Here is a 19,994-nt window from a genome sequence, read left to right as displayed (position 1 = left end):
GGAATCAGCTGTATTTCATGATATTATCGTACAGTTACATAGCTTCCTTTTATTTGAATCGTTAGTTATATTTTAATGTGTTTTTATATTGACAGCTTTTTTTATCCTTTTTTGCTGTAACAACTGTTACAAAGGTGTTACAATTAATCTCAGTATATGTAAATATATTGAATGATTTGAGAGGGGTAACCAGAAGTGACTGAAATAGGACGTGAACCAAAGAAAAAAAGCAAAGGAAACAGGGCAATCAGAATGAACCTTTTTTTCCTTGCTGTCTTTGTTCTATTCACTGCATTAATCTTTAAGCTTGGCGTTGTTCAAATTGTTGAAGGTGAACAGCATGAAGAAAACGCGGAGAAAGCAAATGCAAAAACAGCGTACTATCCGGCGCCTCGAGGGAAGATGTACGACAGAAACCAGAAAGTGGCTGTCGATAACCAGAGCGTGCCTGAAATTGTGTATGTTTCAACATCGAGCACAAAAACAGAAGACAAAATCAAAACAGCGAAGCGGCTTGCTGCTTTAATTCATATTGATACCGAATTTTTGAAGGAAAGAGATTTGCGTGATTACTGGCTCGCATCTCATCCGAAAAAAGCCGCCGCTCTGCTCAAGGAATCTGAAAGCAATTTGAAAGGGGCCCAGGCTTACAAGCTTCAAATTGAGCGTGTACCGGATCAAGAATTGAAGGCGATTCAGCAAGATGACGAAGAAATGGAAATCGCTGCGATTTATACAAGGTTTTCAAGCGGAAATGCTTACGAACCTCAAATCGTAAAAGCGATGAATCCAAATGAAAGCAACAGCAATGGAAAAAACGGAACATTGCTTGATGAGAAGAAAAGCTCCACGCAACGACCAAAAAATGATTTAACATATGATGAAATTTCAATTGTTTCTGAGCATTTAGAAGAGCTTCCGGGAATCGACATCGTAAACGATTGGACACGAAAATATCCTTATGACAAAACCCTCTATTCCGTTTTCGGCGGCGTCACGACTCCTGATCAAGGCCTGCTGAGCGACCGGAAAGATTTCTACTTAACAAGAGGCTATGCGAATAATGACAGGGTGGGGAAAAGTTATATAGAGTATCAATATGAAGACTACTTAAATTCCCAAAAGGAAAAAGTGCAATATGTAGAAGATAATAAAGGAAATGTCGTCAGCCAAAAAACCATTGACAAAGGCAGCAGGGGATACGATCTTCAGCTTTCTTTCGACATGGAGCTCCAAGCAAAAGTGGAAAAGATCATTGAAGAAGAAGTGAGAAACAGCCGTGCACGTGGGAACTATATGCTTGACAGAGCCTTTGTCGTGATGATGGACCCGAATAACGGCGATATTTTATCGATGGCGGGAAAAAAGATAGATTTAGAAACAAACAAAATTCAAGATTATGCGATAGGCGCATTTACGACCCAATATGAAATGGGTTCGGCAGTGAAGGGTGCCACCGTACTTGCCGGCTATCAGGACGGGATTCCGCATTATAAATATTTTGTGGATACACCTCTTTATTTTGCAGGAAACGGTAACAAGCCTAAGAAGTCCTATATGAATATGGGAACTATTAACGAATTAACCGCACTGCAAAAAAGCTCAAACGTATACATGTTTAATGTCGCCATGCATATTGCCGGTGTTACATACAAGCCGCATGGACCTCTTCCCGCTGACCAGAAGGATTTGAACAAAATGAGAAATTACTACAGCCAATTTGGCCTGGGTGTAAAGACAGGTATTGATCTTCCGCAGGAATCAGCCGGCATGCAAACTACACCTGATGCGGTGGGGGGGTTAATTTTAGACTTGGCCATTGGACAATACGATACATATACCCCCCTTCAAATGGCGCAGTACATCTCTTCCATTGCCAATGGGGGCTACCGTATTCAGCCAAGAATTGTTACAAGTGTTCATGAGCCCAGCAATAAAGAGGGCCTTGGGAAGACCATTGAACAAAGAAAGCCAAACATTCTCAATAAAATTAACAACTCAGAAAGTGACATCCAGCAAGTAAAGACCGGAATGAAGCTCGTTACAACCTCAGGGACAGCTAAAAATACGTTTACAGAAGATGTATCAGGGAAAACGGGAACAGCGGAAACATTTTATTACGGCACGAATCGCAACTGGTGGGGGAAAAAAACATACAATCTGACTTTTGTCGGCTATTACCCGTCGAAAAAACCAAAAGTGGCCTTTAGTGTTGTTGTTCCATCAGTAGATGATGATGATAAGATCAATAAAATTATTGCCAAAAGAGCTATACACGCTTACGCAGAGCTCGAAAAGAAACACAGTAAAAAATAAAAAAACAGGGTGCACAACTGAAAGGTTGTGTGCCCTTTCTTTTATTCAAAAATTGACGTTCACCATAAGAATAGAAGGAGAATACTCATTTTCTAGCGAATCATACTAGGTAAAAGTCAATCTGTATATGTCGAAATACAATGATCATGCAAAGGAGGGATTCTGTGGAACAGGATACGCAGCATGTTAAACCATTTCAAACAAAAACCGATATTCATGCAGTCTTGGCCTCTAATGGACGCATCATTTATATATCTGCCAACTCTAAACTGCATTTAGGCTATCTCCAAGGAGAGATGATCGGATCATTCCTCAAAACGTTTTTGCATGAGGAAGACCAATTTTTAGTTGAAAGCTATTTTTATAATGAACATCATCTGATGCCATGCACCTTTCGTTTTATTAAAAAAGATCATACGATTGTGTGGGTGGAGGCTGCGGTAGAAATCGTTACGACAAGAGCTGAGCGGACAGAACGGGAAATCATTTTGAAAATGAAGGTTCTTGAAGAAGAAACAGGCCATCAATCCCTAAACTTCGAAAAACATGAAATCGAGCCTGCAAGCCCGGAATCGACTACATATATAACGGATGATTATGAACGGTTAGTTGAAAATCTTCCGAGTCCGCTATGCATCAGTGTCAAAGGCAAGATCGTCTATGTAAACAGTGCGATGCTTTCAATGCTGGGAGCGAAAAGCAAGGATGCTATTATTGGCAAATGGTCCTATGAATTTATTGAAGAAGAATATCATGATATCGTGAAAAACAGGATTATACGAATGCAAAAAGGAATGGAAGTTGGAATGATTGAACAGACGTGGAAAAGGCTTGATGGCACACCTGTTCATTTAGAAGTGAAAGCGTCCCCGACCGTCTACAAAAAACAGCAGGCTGAGCTGCTGCTGCTGATCGATATCTCTTCAAGAAAAAAATTCCAAACCATCCTGCAAAAAAGCCGTGAACGATATCAGCTGCTGATTCAAAATTCAATCGATACCATTGCGGTGATTCATAATGGAAAATGGGTGTTTATGAATGAGTCGGGAATATCCCTGTTTGAAGCGGCTACCTATGAAGATTTAATTGGCAAAAACATATTTGATCAGCTGCATCCTTGCGATCATGAGGATGTAAAAGAAAGAATCCAAAACATCGCCGAGCAAAAAACACAATCAGAAATTGTCAAGCAATCATGGTTCACCTTCCAGAACAGGGTCATCTATACGGAGATGGTCTGCATTCCGACGACCTTTTTTGGAGAAGCTGCTGTCCAAGTCATTCTTCGGGACATTTCTGAGAGAAAACAAACAGAAGAATTGATGCTGAAATCGGAAAAATTATCAATCGCAGGGCAGCTCGCGGCGGGAATCGCCCATGAAATCCGCAACCCGCTGACGGCGATCAAAGGATTTTTGCAGCTGATGAAACCGACGATGGAAGGAAATGAACATTACTTTGATATTGTCTTTTCTGAACTCAGCCGTATCGAACTAATACTCAGTGAACTGCTTATGCTGGCGAAACCCCAGCAAAATGCCGTTAAAGAATATTTGAACTTGAAAAAATTAATTGGTGAGGTCTCGGCCCTGTTAGAAACACAGGCAAATTTAAATGGTATTTTTATCAGAACAAGCTATGAAAATGACAGCATTTATATAAACGGGGATCAAAACCAATTAAAGCAGGTATTCATTAATTTAATAAAAAATGCAGTTGAATCAATGCCTGACGGGGGAACAGTAGACATTATCATAACTGAGGATGAGCATTCTGTTCATGTCACTGTCAAAGATGAAGGGGAAGGCATACCTGAAAAGGTGCTGAACCGGATTGGAGAACCATTTTTAACGACAAAAGAAAAAGGCACGGGGCTTGGACTGATGGTGACATTTAATATTATCGAAAATCATCAGGGAGTCATCCACGTTGACAGCCAGCCGGAAAAAGGCACAGCATTTAAAATTTCATTTCCGAAAAAATAAAACAACGGCTTAAACGCCGTTGTTTATCGTCTGCATTGATTCCCGTTTTTTTAATACAAATAATTCTAAGCGGTCCAGGCCTTCTCTTAGCGTATCCAGCGAGTATGCGAAAGACAGCCTCACATATCCCTCACCATACTTTGAGAATGAGCTGCCCGGCACGAGTGCCACACCTGAATCTTCCAAAAGAGCCATACTAAAATCAAAAGAAGACATTCCAAATGATTTAATAGATGGGAAGATATAAAACGCGCCAGACGGTTTCACGACGTCAAGTCCCATGGAAACAAGACGGTCATACACATAGTCCAGACGTTTTTTGTATTGTTCCCTCATAATTAGGGCGTCGTCAAAGCCGTTTGTCACAGCTTCAAGGGCGGCTTTTTGAGAAATGGATGACGCACACGACACATTGTATTGATGAACCTTTAAAATGTGCTTTGCTATGTCTTTCGGTGCGAATAAAAATCCAATTCTCCAACCGGTCATGCTGTGTGATTTTGACAAGCCGTTAATGACAATTGTTTGATCTCGCAAATGGGTTGCGATGGAGTAATGGGGTCTGTCATATGTTAATTCACTGTATATTTCATCAGACAATACGAAGACATTTCTGCCTTTTAAAAGGGCAGCGATGCTTTTCAGTTCTTCTTCAGATAAAGTCACGCCGGTAGGATTTGACGGATAAGGAAGCACGACACACTTAGTGTTAGGAGTCAGAGCATCTTCAATCAGCCGGGCAGTAAGCTTAAAGCCATGTGACGTAGTATCAACAATGACAGGCTTGGCGCCGCACAAATTGATAATAGGTTCATAGCCTGGATAAATCGGGCCTGGCATAATCACCTCATCACCGGGAGATAAAATCGTCCGGAATGCAGCATCAATGGCTTGGCTTGCACCTGTTGTGATGATGATTTCAGATTCAGCATCATAGTTAAAATCCGCTTTTTTCTTCATATAAAGCTGCACAGCTTGTCTCAGCTCCAGGTAGCCGGCGTTCGGAGTATATGACGTCACGTTTTCATCAATGGCTTTTTTTGCGGCAGCTTTCACGTGATGCGGCGTGAAAAAGTCAGGCTGGCCGATTGTAAGTGAAATTACGTCTTCGTGTTGAGCTACAAGATTTGAGAATTTGCGTATTCCTGAAATTTCAATCTCTCTTGCTTTCGGATTCAGCAAATGTTCCATAATTCATCACCTTAACAAATATAATGAGTTTATCCTATTTTACCACTAGCTGATCATTTGTCACCTTTTTAGCCGATATATTTCGATTGTATGCGCCTTTTTTCTAAACATACCTTTCTTTTCAGAAAAAAAGAAGACAACCAGCGATTTGATTGTCCTTATTGTATCATGTTCTATTATTGTTTATATGTGCCAATTTCATTAATAACCATAATCAAAATGAAGGTCTTCGTGCCAAAACATATACGATGGATGCTCTTCTTGAAGGTCAGCTGATTCTTTCTTCATATGCAGGTAAGTCTCTTCACTGATATCTTCTAAAACAGTCATTTCATTTTCTTTAAATATTACTAAGGTACCCATTATTTACACCCTTCTTTGGAAAAATCCTTGACTATTTTATCACTGTTAGTTGGAAAGTCAATGGTTATTAGGAAAAAAGTTTCTTTTTTTAAGAACCGCGGCTTGACGCTCCCAGAATCGATTTTGAAGAGCCATGCCATTCACTTTTTACAATTTACGCCGATATATACAGTACAATACTGAATGCGAATAGCGAGGGATTGAAGTGTCGTTACAACAATACGAAATTTTATTGGATTCTGGTACAAATGAATTAGAAATTGTGAAGTATGGCGTAGGCGATAATGCTTTCGGAATTAACGTCATGAAGGTAAGGGAAATTATTCAGCCAGTCGAGGTGACATCAGTGCCTCACTCCCATCAGCATGTAGAAGGAATGATTAAGCTCAGAGGAGAAATTCTCCCTGTGATCAGCCTCTTCTCATTTTTTGGAGTTGAGCCTGAGGGATCAAAAGACGAGAAATATATCGTGACTGAATTTAATAAACGGAAAATTGTTTTCCATGTCGGCTCTGTTTCTCAAATTCACAGAGTATCCTGGGAAGCAATTGAAAAGCCCACATCATTAAATCAAGGAATGGAGCGGCACCTTACCGGGATTATTAAGCTCGAAGACCTGATGATCTTTTTGCCTGACTATGAAAAAATTATTTATGACATCGAATCAGACTCAGGTGTGGATACGTACAATATGCATACCGAGGGCTTAGATGAAAGAAGAGCTGATAAAAAGCTTATCATTGTAGAGGACTCACCGCTCTTGATGCGCCTCTTGCAGGATGAGTTAAAAGAAGCAGGGTACAACAATGTTTCTTCGTTTGAAAACGGAAAAGAGGCATATGACTACATTATGAACCTTGCTGAAAATGAAACTGATTTATCAGAACAGATTGATATGATTATCACTGATATTGAAATGCCAAAAATGGACGGACACAGGCTCACAAAGCTGCTGAAGGAAAACCCGAAAAGCTCAGACGTACCGGTTATGATTTTCTCATCGTTAATTACAGATGATTTGCGTCACCGCGGAGAAGTCGTTGGCGCAGATGAGCAAATCAGCAAGCCTGAGATCAGTGACTTGATTAAAAAAGTGGATACGTATGTCATCGAATAAATAAAAACAGCCGATGCCTGAGTGGCACGGCTGTTTTTATTTTAAAAGTAACTCTCGCCAAGCTTTTTAAAAACAGGTTTATGATAAGCTGGCTGCTGGCGATTTGGCACAAGCGGTTTTTCTTTCATGCCGACATATTCTTGCAACAGGTGTTTCGCTTTTGTTAAAGACATTTGAGCTTTAGGATTTCGGTACGATTGATTAAGTGTACCTAAATGCGGAAGATGTTCGAAGTCTTCTTTAGTTGGAGGCATGTGAAAATAGTAGTCTCCGATTGAAATAAGCACGTCCGATTGCTGTTGGCTAAACCTTGGGTTTTTTGAAAAATGAAGCCCTATTTTCTTACCTTTACCTTCTTTGACAAGCTTTTGCAAAGCCCGTTTTTTCAGCAGGTATAGGTATTTAGGGTTGGGGGCGGTTTTTGCATGGCGGTTCACAGTGTAAACTGCTTTTGAAAGATTTTCTACGGTTGGCTGCAGATCTTTCGTATATGCATGGTCGTCCATTATTTCTCTCCTTTGCTCTTATCAAATTCTATATGATTAGATTATACTTTTTTAAAGTTGAAATGCAAATATTGAATGTGAAAATGCGCTTTTTTCTGAGAAAAAAAGCGCATTTTTAACGTATATTATACAGATCTTGCTTTCTTTTTCGGCTGCTCTTGAAATGCTTCCTGAACATTCACTTCCACAGCCTGTGCGCTGTATTTTGGCAGTGCAACAAAATAAAAAATAAAAACAAGCAGGATGATAACGCCCATGCCGTAATAAAGATAATCTATGTTTGAAACGAACTTAGGGAATAATAGCGCAACTAAGCCGAGTGTTAAAGACTGTGCAAACATCATAAAAGGGTCCTGCAAGCCGCTTACACGTCCCATCAGCTTTGGATGAACAATCTTTGGCATCCATCCTCCGATTGCAATGTTGATCGGTCCAATGCACATTCCCAGGGCAAAAGCTGCCGCGTAGTACACCCATAAAACATTCGTATAGCCGAGAACGAAAATCAGCAAGCCTGCAATGAAAATCGGTATCGACATTAAAAAATGCGGCTTCACTTTTTTAGAGATGATCGTGCCGATTACACTTCCCGCCAGCAGCCCAAACCCGAGTGCGATTGTAAATACAGACGTATGCCACTCATAACGGTCAGGCGCCAATCCGTATTTCATTGTAAACATTGGCAATACGGCGAATCCTCCGGTGACAAATCCGAAAATGAAGAAACCGAATATAAGAGATGCCAGGAGTTTGTTTTTAAAAATATAGAGAATACCTTCCCTAAAATCATTTATTGAATCTTTAACAGAAGTTTTTCTCCAGCTGAATGCGCCGTTTGGCTGCCGGGCTTCTTTCGGAATCCGGCAGCTGCGGATCAGCAGCCCGGAAATGATAAAGCTGACAAAATCAAGAATAATGGCGCCTTCAATACCGATGGTGTTGTACATAACAGCGCCAATTCCGACTCCGAACACCATGAAAATACTAAAAAGCATCTGGTTAAGCCCTGCCGCTTTCGCATAATGCTCCTTCGGCAGGATGGCTTGTACCAAACTGTTTTCTGCCGGAAAGAAAAACTTCGTTACAGCGCTTCTGACAAATAAAATACAGAAAACAAGAGGAATATTGCCGGTAAATAAAGTGAAAAAAAGAACGACAGTCAGGCCGGCTCTGATCCAATCACAGTTTTCCGCTACCTTTTTTCTGTCAAACCGGTCCGCGACAACTCCTACGATCAAAAATACAAATACGGTCGGGAGAGAATACATCAGCTCCGCCAAGGTCGTATATGAAGGCTGGCTGCTGAAGCGGTCCAGCAAGAAAAAAGCAAAGGCCATGTTGCCTACTGTCGTGCCCATTTGAGAAGCGAGTGCTGCGAAAAATAGGCGAACAAAATTACGATTTTTAAATATATCCATAAAAACGCTCCTTACCCTAAAGGTCCCACTTTATCATATTATAAACCGCCTGTTTTTGAAACAAATAAGAAAACATTACCGGTTAATAGTGACTCTTGTTCCGTTTGGCACAATTGAAGCGAGTTCGATTACGTCTTTGTTATGCATGCGAATGCAGCCTTTAGAAACAGCCTTACCAATCGAAGAGGGATTATTCGTCCCGTGTATTCCGTAGTGCTGCTTTGAAAGGCTCAGCCAATAAGCGCCAAATGGGCCGCCGGGATTGCGCTGGCGGTTAATAATATAAAACTCGCCAGTGGGCGTTTGCGTCAGTATTTTACCAACGGCGATGGGGTAGGTTTTCATTACCCGATTATTTTGGAACAGCGTAAGGGTCTTCGCTCCGATTGAGACTGCGATATGATACGGAATCGTATTAGGGTCCGGCAGGCCGGGTATGACTATGGACTGTCCTGCTGTGAGCCCTGCCTGCAGTGACGGATTAGCCTGGAGTAACGCAGCGGTGCTGATTCTGAAATCAGCCGCGATGCTGTTCAGTGTATCACCTTGCTTCACCTGGTACGTAAGCAGTTTCCTCATCCTCCTTTTTTACTTATAAGTATTGATAAGGAGCCCATCCTGCTACATTAATTTGTGCTTTTTAAGGTAAAGACAGTGATTTCAGGCTTGGCTAGAAACCGCAAAGGCAGTCTGGTCATCCCGAGGCCGCGGTTTACATAAATATGAGTGCTGCCTGTTTGATACATTCCTTCTATGTAGACTTTTCCATATGGAGGCGTAATGATCGGTCCGTAAAAAGGCAGCTGAATCTGGCCGCCGTGTGTATGGCCGGAAAGCTGAAGATTCACCGGATATCCTGTTGTTTTTAAGGCTGCATCAGGTTCATGGACGAGCAGAATGGAAAAAAGTCTGTCGCTTAGCCTTGATAGGATGCCTTCATAATCTGGGTTTCCGAGCATTAAGTCATCAAGCGATGCAATCTCGATTTCGCTGCCATCTGCAAGCGACAATGTTTGATAACCATTGCGGTATACCGTAAAACCGCCAGCCGTCATCAGGCTTTTGTAAACAGCAGTTCCATAGCCTCCGTGATCATGATTGCCGTAAATACAAAGCTTGCCGAAGGGAGCATGTAGTTTTCTCAATAATGGAATAACTGCCTGGTGTTGCTGGTACGTATTAGGGTTATCGATGATATCACCTGTAAAAACTATGAGATCAGGTTTAGATTCATTAATTGATAGGATGACAGTTTTTAAATCTTCAAGAGTAAAATAATCACTCAAGTGTGTATCACTGAACTGCACGATTTTAAAACCGTCAAATCCGTGCGGGATGAGAGAGCTTTTTATTGTGTGTTCGGTTGTCTCGATCATATGCGGCTCCAGATATCTGGCATAGCCGTATCCTCCGCCAGCTGTTAAAGCCCCGGCAGCAAGAGTGCCGAACATTCCTTTCAGAAATTGCCTTCTGGACATCTTTTTCATTTCAAACCAACCTTTAATAGAGTTTTTCTATTATAGCATCTGTATCTTGAAAAAATCTCATATCAGCATGTACTGACAGAGCAGGCATATAATGATAGAATAATATTGAATGAATACTCATTCACAACAGGAGGGAGAAACATGGAAAAAAAAGCGGTTATTATTACCGGCGGGTCAAGCGGCATGGGAAAAGCAATGGCAAAAAAACAGGCTGAATTAGGCTGGCACGTCATGGTGACAGGACGGAACCAGGAAGCACTTGAGGAAACGAAAAGAGAAATTGAGACCTTTGAGGGGCAGGTCACTTGTTTTCAAATGGATGTCCGTTCTGATTCCGCTGCTTCAGACATGATTACAGAAGGGATAAGAGCCTTTGGCCGGCTTGATGCGCTGATCAATAATGCGGCCGGAAATTTTATTTGCCCGGCAGAAAAGCTGACGCCCAATGGATGGAAAGCCGTTATTGAGATTGTTTTAAACGGCACATTTTTTTGCAGCCAAGCTGCGGCAAGGTATTGGATCGAGCAGCAGAAGAAGGGCGTCATTTTAAATATGGCCGCCACTTATGCTTGGGGAGCGGGAGCGGGGGTCGTTCATTCTGCTGCAGCCAAAGCAGGGGTATTGTCGCTGACAAGAACCCTGGCCGTGGAGTGGGGGAGCCAATACGGAATTCGCACAAACGCGATTGCACCCGGTCCGATTGAGCGAACAGGCGGTGCGGAGAAGCTATTTGAATCAGAAAAAGCGATGGCCCGCACGCTGAACAGTGTGCCGCTCGGCCGGCTCGGCACGCCGGAGGAAATCGCCGCCTTGGCCGCGTTTATGCTTTCTGATGAAACTTCCTATATGAATGGAGAATGTGTCACTCTGGATGGGGGGCAATGGCTGAATCCTTATCCGTTTTAAAGCATATTAAACTTTGGATTCAATGTGGTATAATCAGACAAAGATAGAGAAGCAGGTGATAACATGTTGGATCCACTTGATATTTTAACGAACATTGATGATGTCCTCCCATATTACCAGGCGATTTTCAGTGCCGAGGAGCAGAAAATCGTCGGGTATGAGGTGCTGGGGCGTATAATGGCAGATTCGGAAATTCAAAGTCTCGGACCCTTCTTTTTAGATGGGGGAATACCCGAAGAATATAAATTAGAGGTGGATAACAGAATTATCCGCCAGGCTCTAGACCGTTTTTTAGAGGCCGATTCTGATCTGCTGATTTTTATGAATCAGGATGCCAATCTGCTGATGCTTGATCACGGCGAAAGCTTTCTGGAGCTTCTGAAAGAATATGAAGCGAAAGGAATTGAACTTCATCGTTTCGTGCTTGAAATTACGGAGCACAATTTTGAAGGGGATATTGAGCAGCTTTACCATATGCTTGCCTACTATCGTACATACGGAATTAAAATTGCAGTTGATAATATCGGAAAAGAAAGCAGCAACCTGGACAGAATTGCATTACTTTCGCCAGATCTGTTAAAAATCGATTTGCAGGCGCTGAAAGTATCACAGCCGTCACCGTCATATGAGCATGTGCTATATAGCATATCTTTACTAGCGAGAAAAATCGGTGCTGCGCTGCTGTATGAAGACATTGAGGCGAACTTCCAGCTTCAGTACGCTTGGAGAAACGGAGGCCGCTATTTTCAGGGCTATTACTTGTTGTCTCCGTCTGAAACGTTTCTAGAGAGAGATGTATTGAAACAAAGACTTAAAACTGAATTTCACCAATTTATCACACATGAGAAAAAGAAGCTTGAAACCGTCTATGAACACTCTGAACAGTTTTATAGACGGGTTCATCAAGCGGTGACATCTTTGAGAAAAAACAACCTGTCTTCTGATGATGACTTTATTAAAAAGCTGGCGGAAGAGCTGACCGATTGCAGCTTTAGAATTTACATGTGTGATGGAGAAGGCGATCAGCTGACGGGAAATGTGTTTAAACAAGATGGAGAATGGATTTACCAGCCGGAATACGCGGAAAAGAATTGGAGCTGGCGTCCTTATTTCCTAGAGAACATTATGAGAATGAGAAATCTCAGAAAAGGGTTTTTCAGTGATCTGTACAGTGATTTGGAAACAGGTGAAATGATCAGAACGTTTTCGTATCCGATGGATGATCAGATGTATTTATTTATAGACTTGCCTTATTCTTATTTATATGAGCAGGATGGATTGATTTAAGCGGCTGAAAGGCCGTTTTTTTATGAATTGAAAAAAATATCAAAAAACGATTGACATTGATACTGAGAATCATTATCATTTAATTATAGAGAGAAGCTACTCTCTGTTCCCCAACCCCTCTATCAGATCAAGATCCGAAAAAGCTTGGCGCTACCCCCGCCAAGTTTTTTTATTTGCCAAAGCATAAGACAATCAATAAAACAATAAACCTAACTAGGGGAAAACGTTGAACACCGGGAGGAACAAAATGTTCTTTCAGCGCCCGAACACCCGTACCAATGCTGCACGGCCGTGCAAGAGATATTAGACGGCAAATGCGGCGAGATGTTCACTCTGAATCATTACATATTGCAAAATTTCAAAGGAAGATTTTGATGAAATTGCAAAAAAAAGCTTTCTTGACTCTGCGGGCATACCAAAAAAATCATAATTGTGTGCATGACATTCAAAAAAAGCCTCAAACTAATAAAAAATAGTTTTTTCACTTTTTTTCTTTTCTTAAATTCAGCAGTGAAAATGCCATCCTGTCCGACTTTATGGTATGATGCTCAATAGAACTTGTATTATAATAAATACTTGTTGATTTGAAGTTGCTTTTTGAAAGGAGTCTTTTTTTAGAATGTCACAATTAATGGGTATCATCACACGGCTGCAAAGTCTGCAAGAAACAGCGGAAGCGGCTAACGAGCCAATGCAGCGTTATTTCGAAGTAAATGGTGAGAAAATATGCAGTGTTAAATATTTCGAAAAAAATCAAACGTTTGAATTGACGGTTTTCCAAAAAGGTGAAAAACCTAACACATATCCGTTTGATAATATCGACATGGTTTCCATCGAAATCTTTGAACTTCTTCAGTAAGATTCCTGAAATAGTGGGAACAAGCTTCCGCTTTTGCAAAAGTAATCGAAATAAACGGTAAGGAACATACTTGTTTCATGGTTGTAAATTTTGAAAAGGAGTGTCGCTATGGCTGATTCTTTTCTGTTTTATAATCTTTCAGAAGCACAGATGACCTTTCAAGATGTGATGGAACGGCTTAAAGCCTTTGTTCGAAAGGACCCCCGTTCTTCTTATGTGTTATCGATCGGAACTGATTCACAAGTGTACCGCGATTACACAAAGTTTATTACCGCATTGCATTTGCATCGTACAGGCAAGGGAGCTTGGGGCTGCTTGAAAAATCATACAGTCGACAGACCCATACATAGCCTTCGGGAGAAGATTTCGTTAGAAACGGCGTACAGCCAAGAAACGGCCGCTCATATTCTTGATGGGCACTTAATGGATATTACCGATCTGCTCCTGCCCTTTACCGGTGAGGGGGCGGATCTTACCTTTGAGGTTCACTTGGATATTGGGAAAAAAGGGCTTACAAAAGAACTGATTCAAGAAATGACAGGACGTATCACTTCCATGGGGATTGAGGCAAAAATAAAACCGGATTCATACACTGCCTTCAGCTATGCAAATCGTTTCACAAAATAATTCCGGCTGAAAAGCCAAGGGAAATGTCGAATTATGCGGTTGACGTTTGTTTTCTGATTACTTATTCTAGCGGTAGAGCTGAAAGTAAGTTGTCTTGCTTTCAGAGGTATTCAGTATAAAACAGGGGGCCTGATTGCGAATGAGTCTTATCGGTGAACGATTTACAGAAGAAGAACAAAAACTTCTGCTGAATATCCTGATCAACCATGAGTATGCCATCGAGCTATTAAGCAGTGAGATCAACGATATAGAGACAGGAACCAAAAACGTTGACGGAACCACCTACAAAAAACTTGTAACGCTATACGACCGATTTCGATTTGAAAATTAATGGAGCACCCTATAATTGATACTCGCTCAAAGAGTATCTTTTTTATTGAAACGAAACTTTTCGACAAATACTGATAAAGTTTATATTATTGTAATATAGGGAATGTATTGTTGAGGAAAATGAAAAGGGGTCGAAAACATGATAAGCTTACAATCAGACCAGCTTCTTGAGGCAACAGTCGGACAATTTATGATTGAGGCGGACAAAGTAGCGCACGTTCAAGTCGGCAACAACCTTGAGCACGCATTATTAGTGCTGACAAAAACCGGATACACAGCCATCCCGGTTCTTGATCCTTCCTATCGTTTACATGGTTTAATCGGTACAAATATGATCATGAACAGCATTTTTGGGCTTGAGCGAATCGAGTTTGAAAAGCTTGACCAGATTACTGTCGAGGAAGTCATGCTGACTGATATTCCGCGCCTCCATATAAATGATCCGATTATGAAGGGGTTCGGCATGGTCATTAATAACGGATTTGTCTGTGTTGAAAATGATGAGCAGGTGTTTGAAGGAATTTTTACGAGAAGAGTGGTTTTAAAGGAATTGAATAAGCATATACGCTCATTGAACAAGTAGGCTTCACGGCCTATTTTTATTATATCCCCAGATCAAGAAAGAAAGCGCATACATAATTTAAACCAGAATAGGGCTTGAATCAGAAACAAAGATTTGATTAGAATGGGAGATAAGAAAAACTTATTGATCATGAAAAGGAGGACGACATGCAGCTTCAAGAGCTTCATATGCTCGTAGTTTTAGCTGAGGAATTAAATATGAGAAAGGCGGCGGAACGGCTTTTTGTATCTCAGCCGGCTTTATCTCAGCGCTTACAAACAATTGAAAAGGCGTGGGGCACAAAAATCTTTTTAAGATCCCAAAAAGGGTTAACGGTAACGCCGGCCGGTGAGAAAATCATTCAGTTTGCGAATGATGTGACGTTAGAGCAGGAAAGAATAAGAGAAAATATTGATGAGCTTGAAGGTGAAATTCACGGCACACTGAAGCTTGCCGTCGCCTCCATAATCGGCCAGCATTGGCTTCCTAAAGTCTTGAAGACTTATGTGGAAAAGTATCCGAATGCAAAGGTCTCACTCATTACGGGCTGGAGCAGCGAAATGCTGAAAAGCTTATACGAGGATCAGGTTCATATTGGCATTATTAGGGGCAACCCAGAGTGGAAGGGCCGTAAAGATTACTTAATGACAGATCACCTGTATTTAGTGGACACTGAAATTTCCTGCATCGAAGATATTGCCCATACAGAACGGCCGTTTATCCAATTTAAAAGCGACAGCACTTATTTTCAGGAAATTCAGCACTGGTGGCATCAAAAATTTAAAACGTCGCCAAAACAGACGATATTGGTTGATCAGATTGAAACGTGCAAACAGATGGCGCTGCACGGAATCGGTTATGCCATTTTGCCGTCTGTTACCCTTCAAAACGAAGATAAAGTCAATAAAATGCCTCTGTTAGACATGAAAGAGCATCCGATCGGACGGGATACATGGCTATTAGGCTATGAACCTGCCTTTGAGCTGAAGCAAGTTCAAGCTTTTGTTCAAGTGATAAAGGATATGCTGGATCAAGAAAATCCATTTTAAAGACAGCGATGTGCTGTCTTTTTTTATTTACACATTGACAATGAAAATCATTATCAGTTAAAGTGATACATATGATATTGAAAATCATTATCAATTGATGAGGTGATAACATGGCTAAAGCCTTGATTACATATGCCAGCATGTCAGGAAATACAGAAGACATTGCCGTAATTATAAAAGAAACGCTTCAGGAATATGAGTTGGATATCGATTGTGTCGAGATAGATGATGCGGATGTGTCTGCTTTGACATCCTATGATTATTTGCTGATTGGCACCTATACATGGGGCGACGGCGATTTGCCTTACGAAGCGGAAGATTTTTTTGAAGAGGTCAAACAGCTTCAGCTTAATGGCTTAAAAACAGCCTGCTTCGGATCTGGAGATTATTCTTATCCGAAGTTTTGTGAAGCGGTCAATTTGTTCAGTGTCATGTTGCAAGAGGCGGGAGCTGCCGTTTACCAGGAAACATTGAAAATCGAACTAGCGCCTGAAACAGATGAAGATGTGGAAAGCTGCCGAGCGTTTGCAAGAGATTTTCTTGCATGGGCAGATTATATGAACAAGGAAAAAATCCATGTTTCATAAAGGAGCGACTGCTGTCACGGCATCGGCATTTCCTGGTTATTTTGTGGCGGTACAAAGAGAAGGCATTTTTCATTATTCTTTGGAGCAGGGCTGGAGAAAGCTTTTTCGTTTGAAAAGCAAAATTCATTGCATCAGTTACATAGGGTCTTACTTATTTGGCGTCGGTGAAAAGGGAACGATCATTCGCTCGTCTGACGAAGGGAAAACCTGGACGATGTCGAGCTTTCCGACAAATGCAACAGTGTGGGCGATTACCGGCCGAAATGATGGATTTGTCTGTGCCCATGGCAAGCATTGCATTTATGTATCGGATGATTTTGGTGTTTCATGGCGCGTAGCCAAACCTTTTGCGGAATTTGATAACCCCCCTGTAATCCGTTCGTTGTGCCTGCACGGCGGCAGTCTTTTCATCGGCACGCAAATACACGAATATTTTGGGGGCATTTGGGCTTACGATTTTAAACGTGATACTGTCCAAATGGTAAAGAAAGAAGAAAACCGGATGACGGCATCCATGCTCGTGTTCAATGAAAATTGGTTAGTGGCGGCGACGGGGTCTGTGAAAGGAAAGCACGGTGCTGTCACTGTACGGAATATTTTGACTGATGAAGAATTCACCATACAATCCAGCATGATCAGAAAAGAAGAATCATTTCTTGATATTTCAGAGGATGATGGAATTATATATGTCACAACGACGCAAGATGAAAATGGTTATTCGAGAATTTACCAGGCTGATCTCGAAGCCCGAGCGTTAAAATGGTTCGATACCATTAAGGGGCATGGGTGGAGAGTGGCTAATCAGAAAGAGAATTTCTTTTGTGCAGGCTTGTATGAATGTAAATTTGTCCAGCCGTACGAAGTTTCAGCAATGATTCATTAGAGGAGGAATAAGGAATTGGGGAAGATTTTGCTCGTTTATGCAACAATGTCAGGCAACACTGAAGCGATGGCAGATTTGATTGAGAAGGGGCTTCAGGAGGCGGAAGTGGAAGCGGACCGTTTTGAAGCGATAGATATTGATAATGCACAGTTGTTTAACGATTATGATCATATTATTATGGGAACCTATACGTGGGGAGACGGAGATCTGCCTGATGAATTTTTAGACCTTGCTGAAGATATGGATGAGATTGATTTTTCCGGCAAAACATGCGCCGTATTCGGGTCCGGTGATACAGCATATGAATTTTTCTGCGGAGCAGTTGATACGCTCGAAGCAAAAATAAAAGAACGCGGAGGCGAAATTGTGCTGCCTTCGGTAAAAATCGAAAATAATCCAGAAGGTGAAGAAGAGGAAGATTTAATGGAGTTCGGGAGACAATTCGCAAAGAAAAGCGGAATCGCTGTCTGACTCACCCACTGGGAACTGCTAAAGCGGCTGTTCCTTTTTTTCTTGTCTTTGTATCTTTCCTTTGATACAGTAATGAGGTAGAAAATCAGGAGGAGGACTATACATATGAAAATGATGGACGCAAATGAAATTATTTCATTTATTCAAAATAGTACAAAATCTACACCGGTAAAGGTTTACGTGAAAGGTGAGCTGGATGGAATCAATTTCGGCGAATCTGCGAAAGCTTTTATCAACGGAAACACTGGTGTCGTTTTCGGTGAATGGAGCGAAATTCAAACAGCAATTGAAGAAAATCAAAGCAAAATCGAAGACTATGTGGTTGAAAATGACCGCCGCAATTCTGCGATTCCAATGCTTGATCTTAAAAATATCAAAGCGCGTATCGAGCCGGGCGCGATCATCCGCGACCAAGTTGAAATCGGTGATAACGCAGTCATCATGATGGGTGCTTCTATCAATATCGGTTCAGTTATCGGCGAAGGCACAATGATCGATATGAACGTTGTCTTGGGTGGACGAGCTACCGTTGGTAAAAACTGCCATATCGGAGCGGGTTCTGTACTTGCGGGCGTTATTGAGCCGCCATCCGCTAAACCGGTTGTCATTGAAGACGACGTTGTGATCGGCGCAAATGCTGTTGTGCTTGAAGGCGTAACAGTAGGTAAAGGAGCGGTTGTTGCTGCGGGCGCGATCGTGGTAAACGATGTTGAGCCATACACTGTCGTTGCAGGAACACCTGCTAAAAAAATCAAAGACATTGATGAGAAAACAAAAGGCAAAACTGAAATCAAGCAGGAATTACGCCAGCTGTAAGGAATGGTTTGATAAAAAAGGCGTGGATAATATATCCACGCCTTATTCGTATAGGCAGGAGGAATGAAAATGAAGAAAGAGGAGCTCATCGCAATCCGCAGAGATCTGCACCGTATACCGGAGCTTGGATTTCAGGAGTTCAAAACCCAGCAATATTTATTAAATGTTTTGGAACAATATCCGCAAGACAGGATTGAAATTGAGAAATGGCGAACAGGGCTTTTTGTAAAGATCAACGGAACGGCGCCGGAAAAAATGCTGGCGTACAGAGCGGATATCGACGCGCTTTCCATTGAAGAGCAAACCGGCCTTCCGTTCGCATCAGAGCATCACGGTAACATGCACGCCTGCGGACACGATTTGCATATGACGATTGCACTCGGCATTATTGACCATTTTGTTCACCATCCGGTCAAACATGATTTGCTCTTTCTGTTTCAACCGGCAGAGGAAGGACCTGGCGGTGCGGAACCAATGCTTGAGAGCGACGTTTTAAAAAAGTGGAAGCCTGATTTCATCACTGCGCTGCATATTGCTCCAGAGCTGCCAGTAGGCACTATCGCGACAAAAAGCGGCCTTCTTTTTGCGAATACATCAGAGCTTGTCATCGATCTGGAAGGCAAAGGGGGACATGCAGCCTATCCGCATTTGGCCGAGGACATGGTTGTAGCCGCAAGCACACTTGTCACCCAGCTGCAAACGATCATCTCTAGAAACACAGATCCGCTGGACAGTGCCGTTATTACAGTTGGTACCATTACCGGCGGCTCAGCACAAAATATCATTGCGGAAACGGCCCACTTGGAAGGCACGATCCGCACGCTTTCTGAAGAATCAATGAAGAAGGTAAAGGAGCGGATTGAAGATATAGTGAAAGGAATCGAAATCGGGTTCCGCTGCAAAGGGAAAGTGACATACCCGTCAGTGTATCACCAAGTTTACAATACGAACGGACTGACAGAAGAATTTATGTCTTTTGTTGCTGAACATCAACTGGCAACAGTAATCGAAGCAAAAGAAGCAATGACTGGAGAGGATTTTGGCTACATGCTGAAAAAATATCCCGGCTTCATGTTCTGGCTCGGTGCTGACTCTGAACATGGGCTTCATCACGCAAAGCTGAATCCCGATGAAAATGCGATAGAGACAGCGGTTAACGTCATGACAGGTTATTTTTCTGTTTATGCCAATTAAGTATAAATGAAAGAATAAAATTCCATAAAATGAGCACTCT

The 19,994-nt window shown here is 41.8% G+C and carries 21 protein-coding genes; 15 read left to right on the top strand and 6 right to left on the bottom strand.

Going from position 1 to position 19,994, the window contains the following annotated elements:
• The first annotated feature begins 195 nt into the window (after window positions 1-195).
• Window positions 196-2,316, top strand: coding sequence for a peptidoglycan D,D-transpeptidase FtsI family protein (locus AC0C66_RS12470; RefSeq protein ID WP_133063225.1), 2,121 nt, complete (start codon window positions 196-198; stop codon window positions 2,314-2,316).
• Between the two features lie 164 nt (window positions 2,317-2,480).
• Window positions 2,481-4,301, top strand: coding sequence for a sporulation histidine kinase KinA (kinA, locus tag AC0C66_RS12465; RefSeq protein WP_061187370.1), 1,821 nt, complete (start codon window positions 2,481-2,483; stop codon window positions 4,299-4,301).
• 9 nt (window positions 4,302-4,310) lie between these two features.
• On the opposite strand, the gene AC0C66_RS12460 is transcribed toward kinA, so the two are convergent.
• Complete coding sequence (locus AC0C66_RS12460; protein ID WP_003218653.1) at window positions 4,311-5,492, bottom strand: aminotransferase A; 1,182 nt, start codon at window positions 5,490-5,492, stop codon at window positions 4,311-4,313.
• A gap of 201 nt (window positions 5,493-5,693) precedes the next feature.
• Window positions 5,694-5,855, bottom strand: coding sequence for a hypothetical protein (locus AC0C66_RS12455; protein WP_072182871.1), 162 nt, complete (start codon window positions 5,853-5,855; stop codon window positions 5,694-5,696).
• A gap of 205 nt (window positions 5,856-6,060) precedes the next feature.
• Here AC0C66_RS12455 and cheV point away from each other — a divergent pair, with 205 nt between their 5' ends.
• Complete coding sequence (cheV, locus tag AC0C66_RS12450; RefSeq protein WP_461845725.1) at window positions 6,061-6,972, top strand: chemotaxis protein CheV; 912 nt, start codon at window positions 6,061-6,063, stop codon at window positions 6,970-6,972.
• Between the two features lie 41 nt (window positions 6,973-7,013).
• On the opposite strand, the gene AC0C66_RS12445 is transcribed toward cheV, so the two are convergent.
• The 4 genes from AC0C66_RS12445 to AC0C66_RS12430 form a co-directional block, all read right to left on the bottom strand.
• Window positions 7,014-7,478 (bottom strand): YkyB family protein, encoded by a 465-nt coding sequence (locus AC0C66_RS12445; RefSeq protein WP_003232406.1) that lies wholly within the window; start codon window positions 7,476-7,478, stop codon window positions 7,014-7,016.
• 125 nt (window positions 7,479-7,603) lie between these two features.
• Window positions 7,604-8,896: an MFS transporter gene (locus AC0C66_RS12440; RefSeq protein ID WP_072182872.1), complete on the bottom strand. Its 1,293-nt coding sequence runs from the start codon at window positions 8,894-8,896 to the stop codon at window positions 7,604-7,606.
• Between the two features lie 75 nt (window positions 8,897-8,971).
• Window positions 8,972-9,466 carry a L,D-transpeptidase family protein gene (locus AC0C66_RS12435; RefSeq protein ID WP_072182876.1) on the bottom strand — a complete coding sequence of 165 codons (495 nt, stop codon included), beginning with the start codon at window positions 9,464-9,466 and terminating at the stop codon, window positions 8,972-8,974.
• A gap of 56 nt (window positions 9,467-9,522) precedes the next feature.
• Window positions 9,523-10,383, bottom strand: a complete 861-nt coding sequence (locus tag AC0C66_RS12430) for a metallophosphoesterase (RefSeq protein WP_014113616.1) — start codon at window positions 10,381-10,383, stop codon at window positions 9,523-9,525.
• A 141-nt stretch (window positions 10,384-10,524) separates the two neighbouring features.
• Here AC0C66_RS12430 and fadH point away from each other — a divergent pair, with 141 nt between their 5' ends.
• From fadH to AC0C66_RS12370, 12 genes are all read left to right on the top strand, one after another.
• Entirely contained in the window at window positions 10,525-11,289 is a 765-nt protein-coding gene (gene fadH, locus AC0C66_RS12425) for a 2,4-dienoyl-CoA reductase (protein WP_072182874.1), read from the top strand.
• A gap of 63 nt (window positions 11,290-11,352) precedes the next feature.
• The gene (locus AC0C66_RS12420) at window positions 11,353-12,576 is read left to right on the top strand and encodes an EAL domain-containing protein (RefSeq protein ID WP_061187372.1); all 1,224 of its coding nucleotides are present in this window, start codon (window positions 11,353-11,355) and stop codon (window positions 12,574-12,576) included.
• A gap of 619 nt (window positions 12,577-13,195) precedes the next feature.
• A complete protein-coding gene (locus AC0C66_RS12415; RefSeq protein WP_003218671.1) occupies window positions 13,196-13,435 on the top strand; it encodes a YkuJ family protein in 240 nt (79 codons plus the stop codon).
• A 108-nt stretch (window positions 13,436-13,543) separates the two neighbouring features.
• Window positions 13,544-14,062 (top strand): ribonuclease H-like YkuK family protein, encoded by a 519-nt coding sequence (locus tag AC0C66_RS12410; RefSeq protein ID WP_003218672.1) that lies wholly within the window; start codon window positions 13,544-13,546, stop codon window positions 14,060-14,062.
• Window positions 14,063-14,195: 133 nt separating this feature from the next.
• Entirely contained in the window at window positions 14,196-14,393 is a 198-nt protein-coding gene (abbA, locus tag AC0C66_RS12405; protein WP_010886502.1) for an AbrB antirepressor AbbA, read from the top strand.
• A gap of 138 nt (window positions 14,394-14,531) precedes the next feature.
• Window positions 14,532-14,975, top strand: coding sequence for a cyclic-di-AMP-binding protein CbpB (gene cbpB, locus AC0C66_RS12400; protein ID WP_003218674.1), 444 nt, complete (start codon window positions 14,532-14,534; stop codon window positions 14,973-14,975).
• A gap of 146 nt (window positions 14,976-15,121) precedes the next feature.
• A complete protein-coding gene (gene ccpC / locus AC0C66_RS12395; RefSeq protein ID WP_014113620.1) occupies window positions 15,122-16,003 on the top strand; it encodes a transcriptional regulator CcpC in 882 nt (293 codons plus the stop codon).
• A 110-nt stretch (window positions 16,004-16,113) separates the two neighbouring features.
• Window positions 16,114-16,590 carry a flavodoxin gene (locus AC0C66_RS12390; protein WP_072183211.1) on the top strand — a complete coding sequence of 159 codons (477 nt, stop codon included), beginning with the start codon at window positions 16,114-16,116 and terminating at the stop codon, window positions 16,588-16,590.
• Window positions 16,580-17,473, top strand: coding sequence for a hypothetical protein (locus AC0C66_RS12385; protein WP_061187373.1), 894 nt, complete (start codon window positions 16,580-16,582; stop codon window positions 17,471-17,473). The genes AC0C66_RS12390 and AC0C66_RS12385 overlap by 11 nt, the downstream gene beginning before the upstream one ends.
• A gap of 15 nt (window positions 17,474-17,488) precedes the next feature.
• The gene (locus AC0C66_RS12380) at window positions 17,489-17,944 is read left to right on the top strand and encodes a flavodoxin (protein ID WP_072183212.1); all 456 of its coding nucleotides are present in this window, start codon (window positions 17,489-17,491) and stop codon (window positions 17,942-17,944) included.
• Window positions 17,945-18,049: 105 nt separating this feature from the next.
• Window positions 18,050-18,760 carry a 2,3,4,5-tetrahydropyridine-2,6-dicarboxylate N-acetyltransferase gene (gene dapD / locus AC0C66_RS12375; RefSeq protein WP_072183213.1) on the top strand — a complete coding sequence of 237 codons (711 nt, stop codon included), beginning with the start codon at window positions 18,050-18,052 and terminating at the stop codon, window positions 18,758-18,760.
• 69 nt (window positions 18,761-18,829) lie between these two features.
• Window positions 18,830-19,954, top strand: coding sequence for an N-acetyldiaminopimelate deacetylase (locus AC0C66_RS12370; RefSeq protein ID WP_061187374.1), 1,125 nt, complete (start codon window positions 18,830-18,832; stop codon window positions 19,952-19,954).
• Window positions 19,955-19,994: the final 40 nt, after the last annotated feature.

It is taken from the genome of Bacillus sp. VA13, assembly GCF_055710085.1.
The sequence above is the reverse complement of the archived record's forward strand: the minus strand, read 5'-3'. Positions and strand labels throughout refer to the sequence as shown.

Bases quoted from the DNA above. Each gene is read 5' to 3' on its own strand.
- dapD (WP_072183213.1), top strand. From the start codon at position 18,050: ATGAAAATGATGGACGCAAATGAAATTATTTCATTTATTCAAAATAGT.
- AC0C66_RS12430 (WP_014113616.1), bottom strand. From the start codon at position 10,383: ATGAAAAAGATGTCCAGAAGGCAATTTCTGAAAGGAATGTTCGGCACT.
- AC0C66_RS12445 (WP_003232406.1), bottom strand. From the start codon at position 7,478: ATGGACGACCATGCATATACGAAAGATCTGCAGCCAACCGTAGAAAAT.
- AC0C66_RS12370 (WP_061187374.1), top strand. From the start codon at position 18,830: ATGAAGAAAGAGGAGCTCATCGCAATCCGCAGAGATCTGCACCGTATA.
- AC0C66_RS12410 (WP_003218672.1), top strand. From the start codon at position 13,544: ATGGCTGATTCTTTTCTGTTTTATAATCTTTCAGAAGCACAGATGACC.
- AC0C66_RS12440 (WP_072182872.1), bottom strand. From the start codon at position 8,896: ATGGATATATTTAAAAATCGTAATTTTGTTCGCCTATTTTTCGCAGCA.
- AC0C66_RS12460 (WP_003218653.1), bottom strand. From the start codon at position 5,492: ATGGAACATTTGCTGAATCCGAAAGCAAGAGAGATTGAAATTTCAGGA.
- AC0C66_RS12415 (WP_003218671.1), top strand. From the start codon at position 13,196: ATGTCACAATTAATGGGTATCATCACACGGCTGCAAAGTCTGCAAGAA.
- AC0C66_RS12390 (WP_072183211.1), top strand. From the start codon at position 16,114: ATGGCTAAAGCCTTGATTACATATGCCAGCATGTCAGGAAATACAGAA.
- AC0C66_RS12385 (WP_061187373.1), top strand. From the start codon at position 16,580: ATGTTTCATAAAGGAGCGACTGCTGTCACGGCATCGGCATTTCCTGGT.
- AC0C66_RS12455 (WP_072182871.1), bottom strand. From the start codon at position 5,855: ATGGGTACCTTAGTAATATTTAAAGAAAATGAAATGACTGTTTTAGAA.
- ccpC (WP_014113620.1), top strand. From the start codon at position 15,122: ATGCAGCTTCAAGAGCTTCATATGCTCGTAGTTTTAGCTGAGGAATTA.
- AC0C66_RS12420 (WP_061187372.1), top strand. From the start codon at position 11,353: ATGTTGGATCCACTTGATATTTTAACGAACATTGATGATGTCCTCCCA.
- fadH (WP_072182874.1), top strand. From the start codon at position 10,525: ATGGAAAAAAAAGCGGTTATTATTACCGGCGGGTCAAGCGGCATGGGA.
- cbpB (WP_003218674.1), top strand. From the start codon at position 14,532: ATGATAAGCTTACAATCAGACCAGCTTCTTGAGGCAACAGTCGGACAA.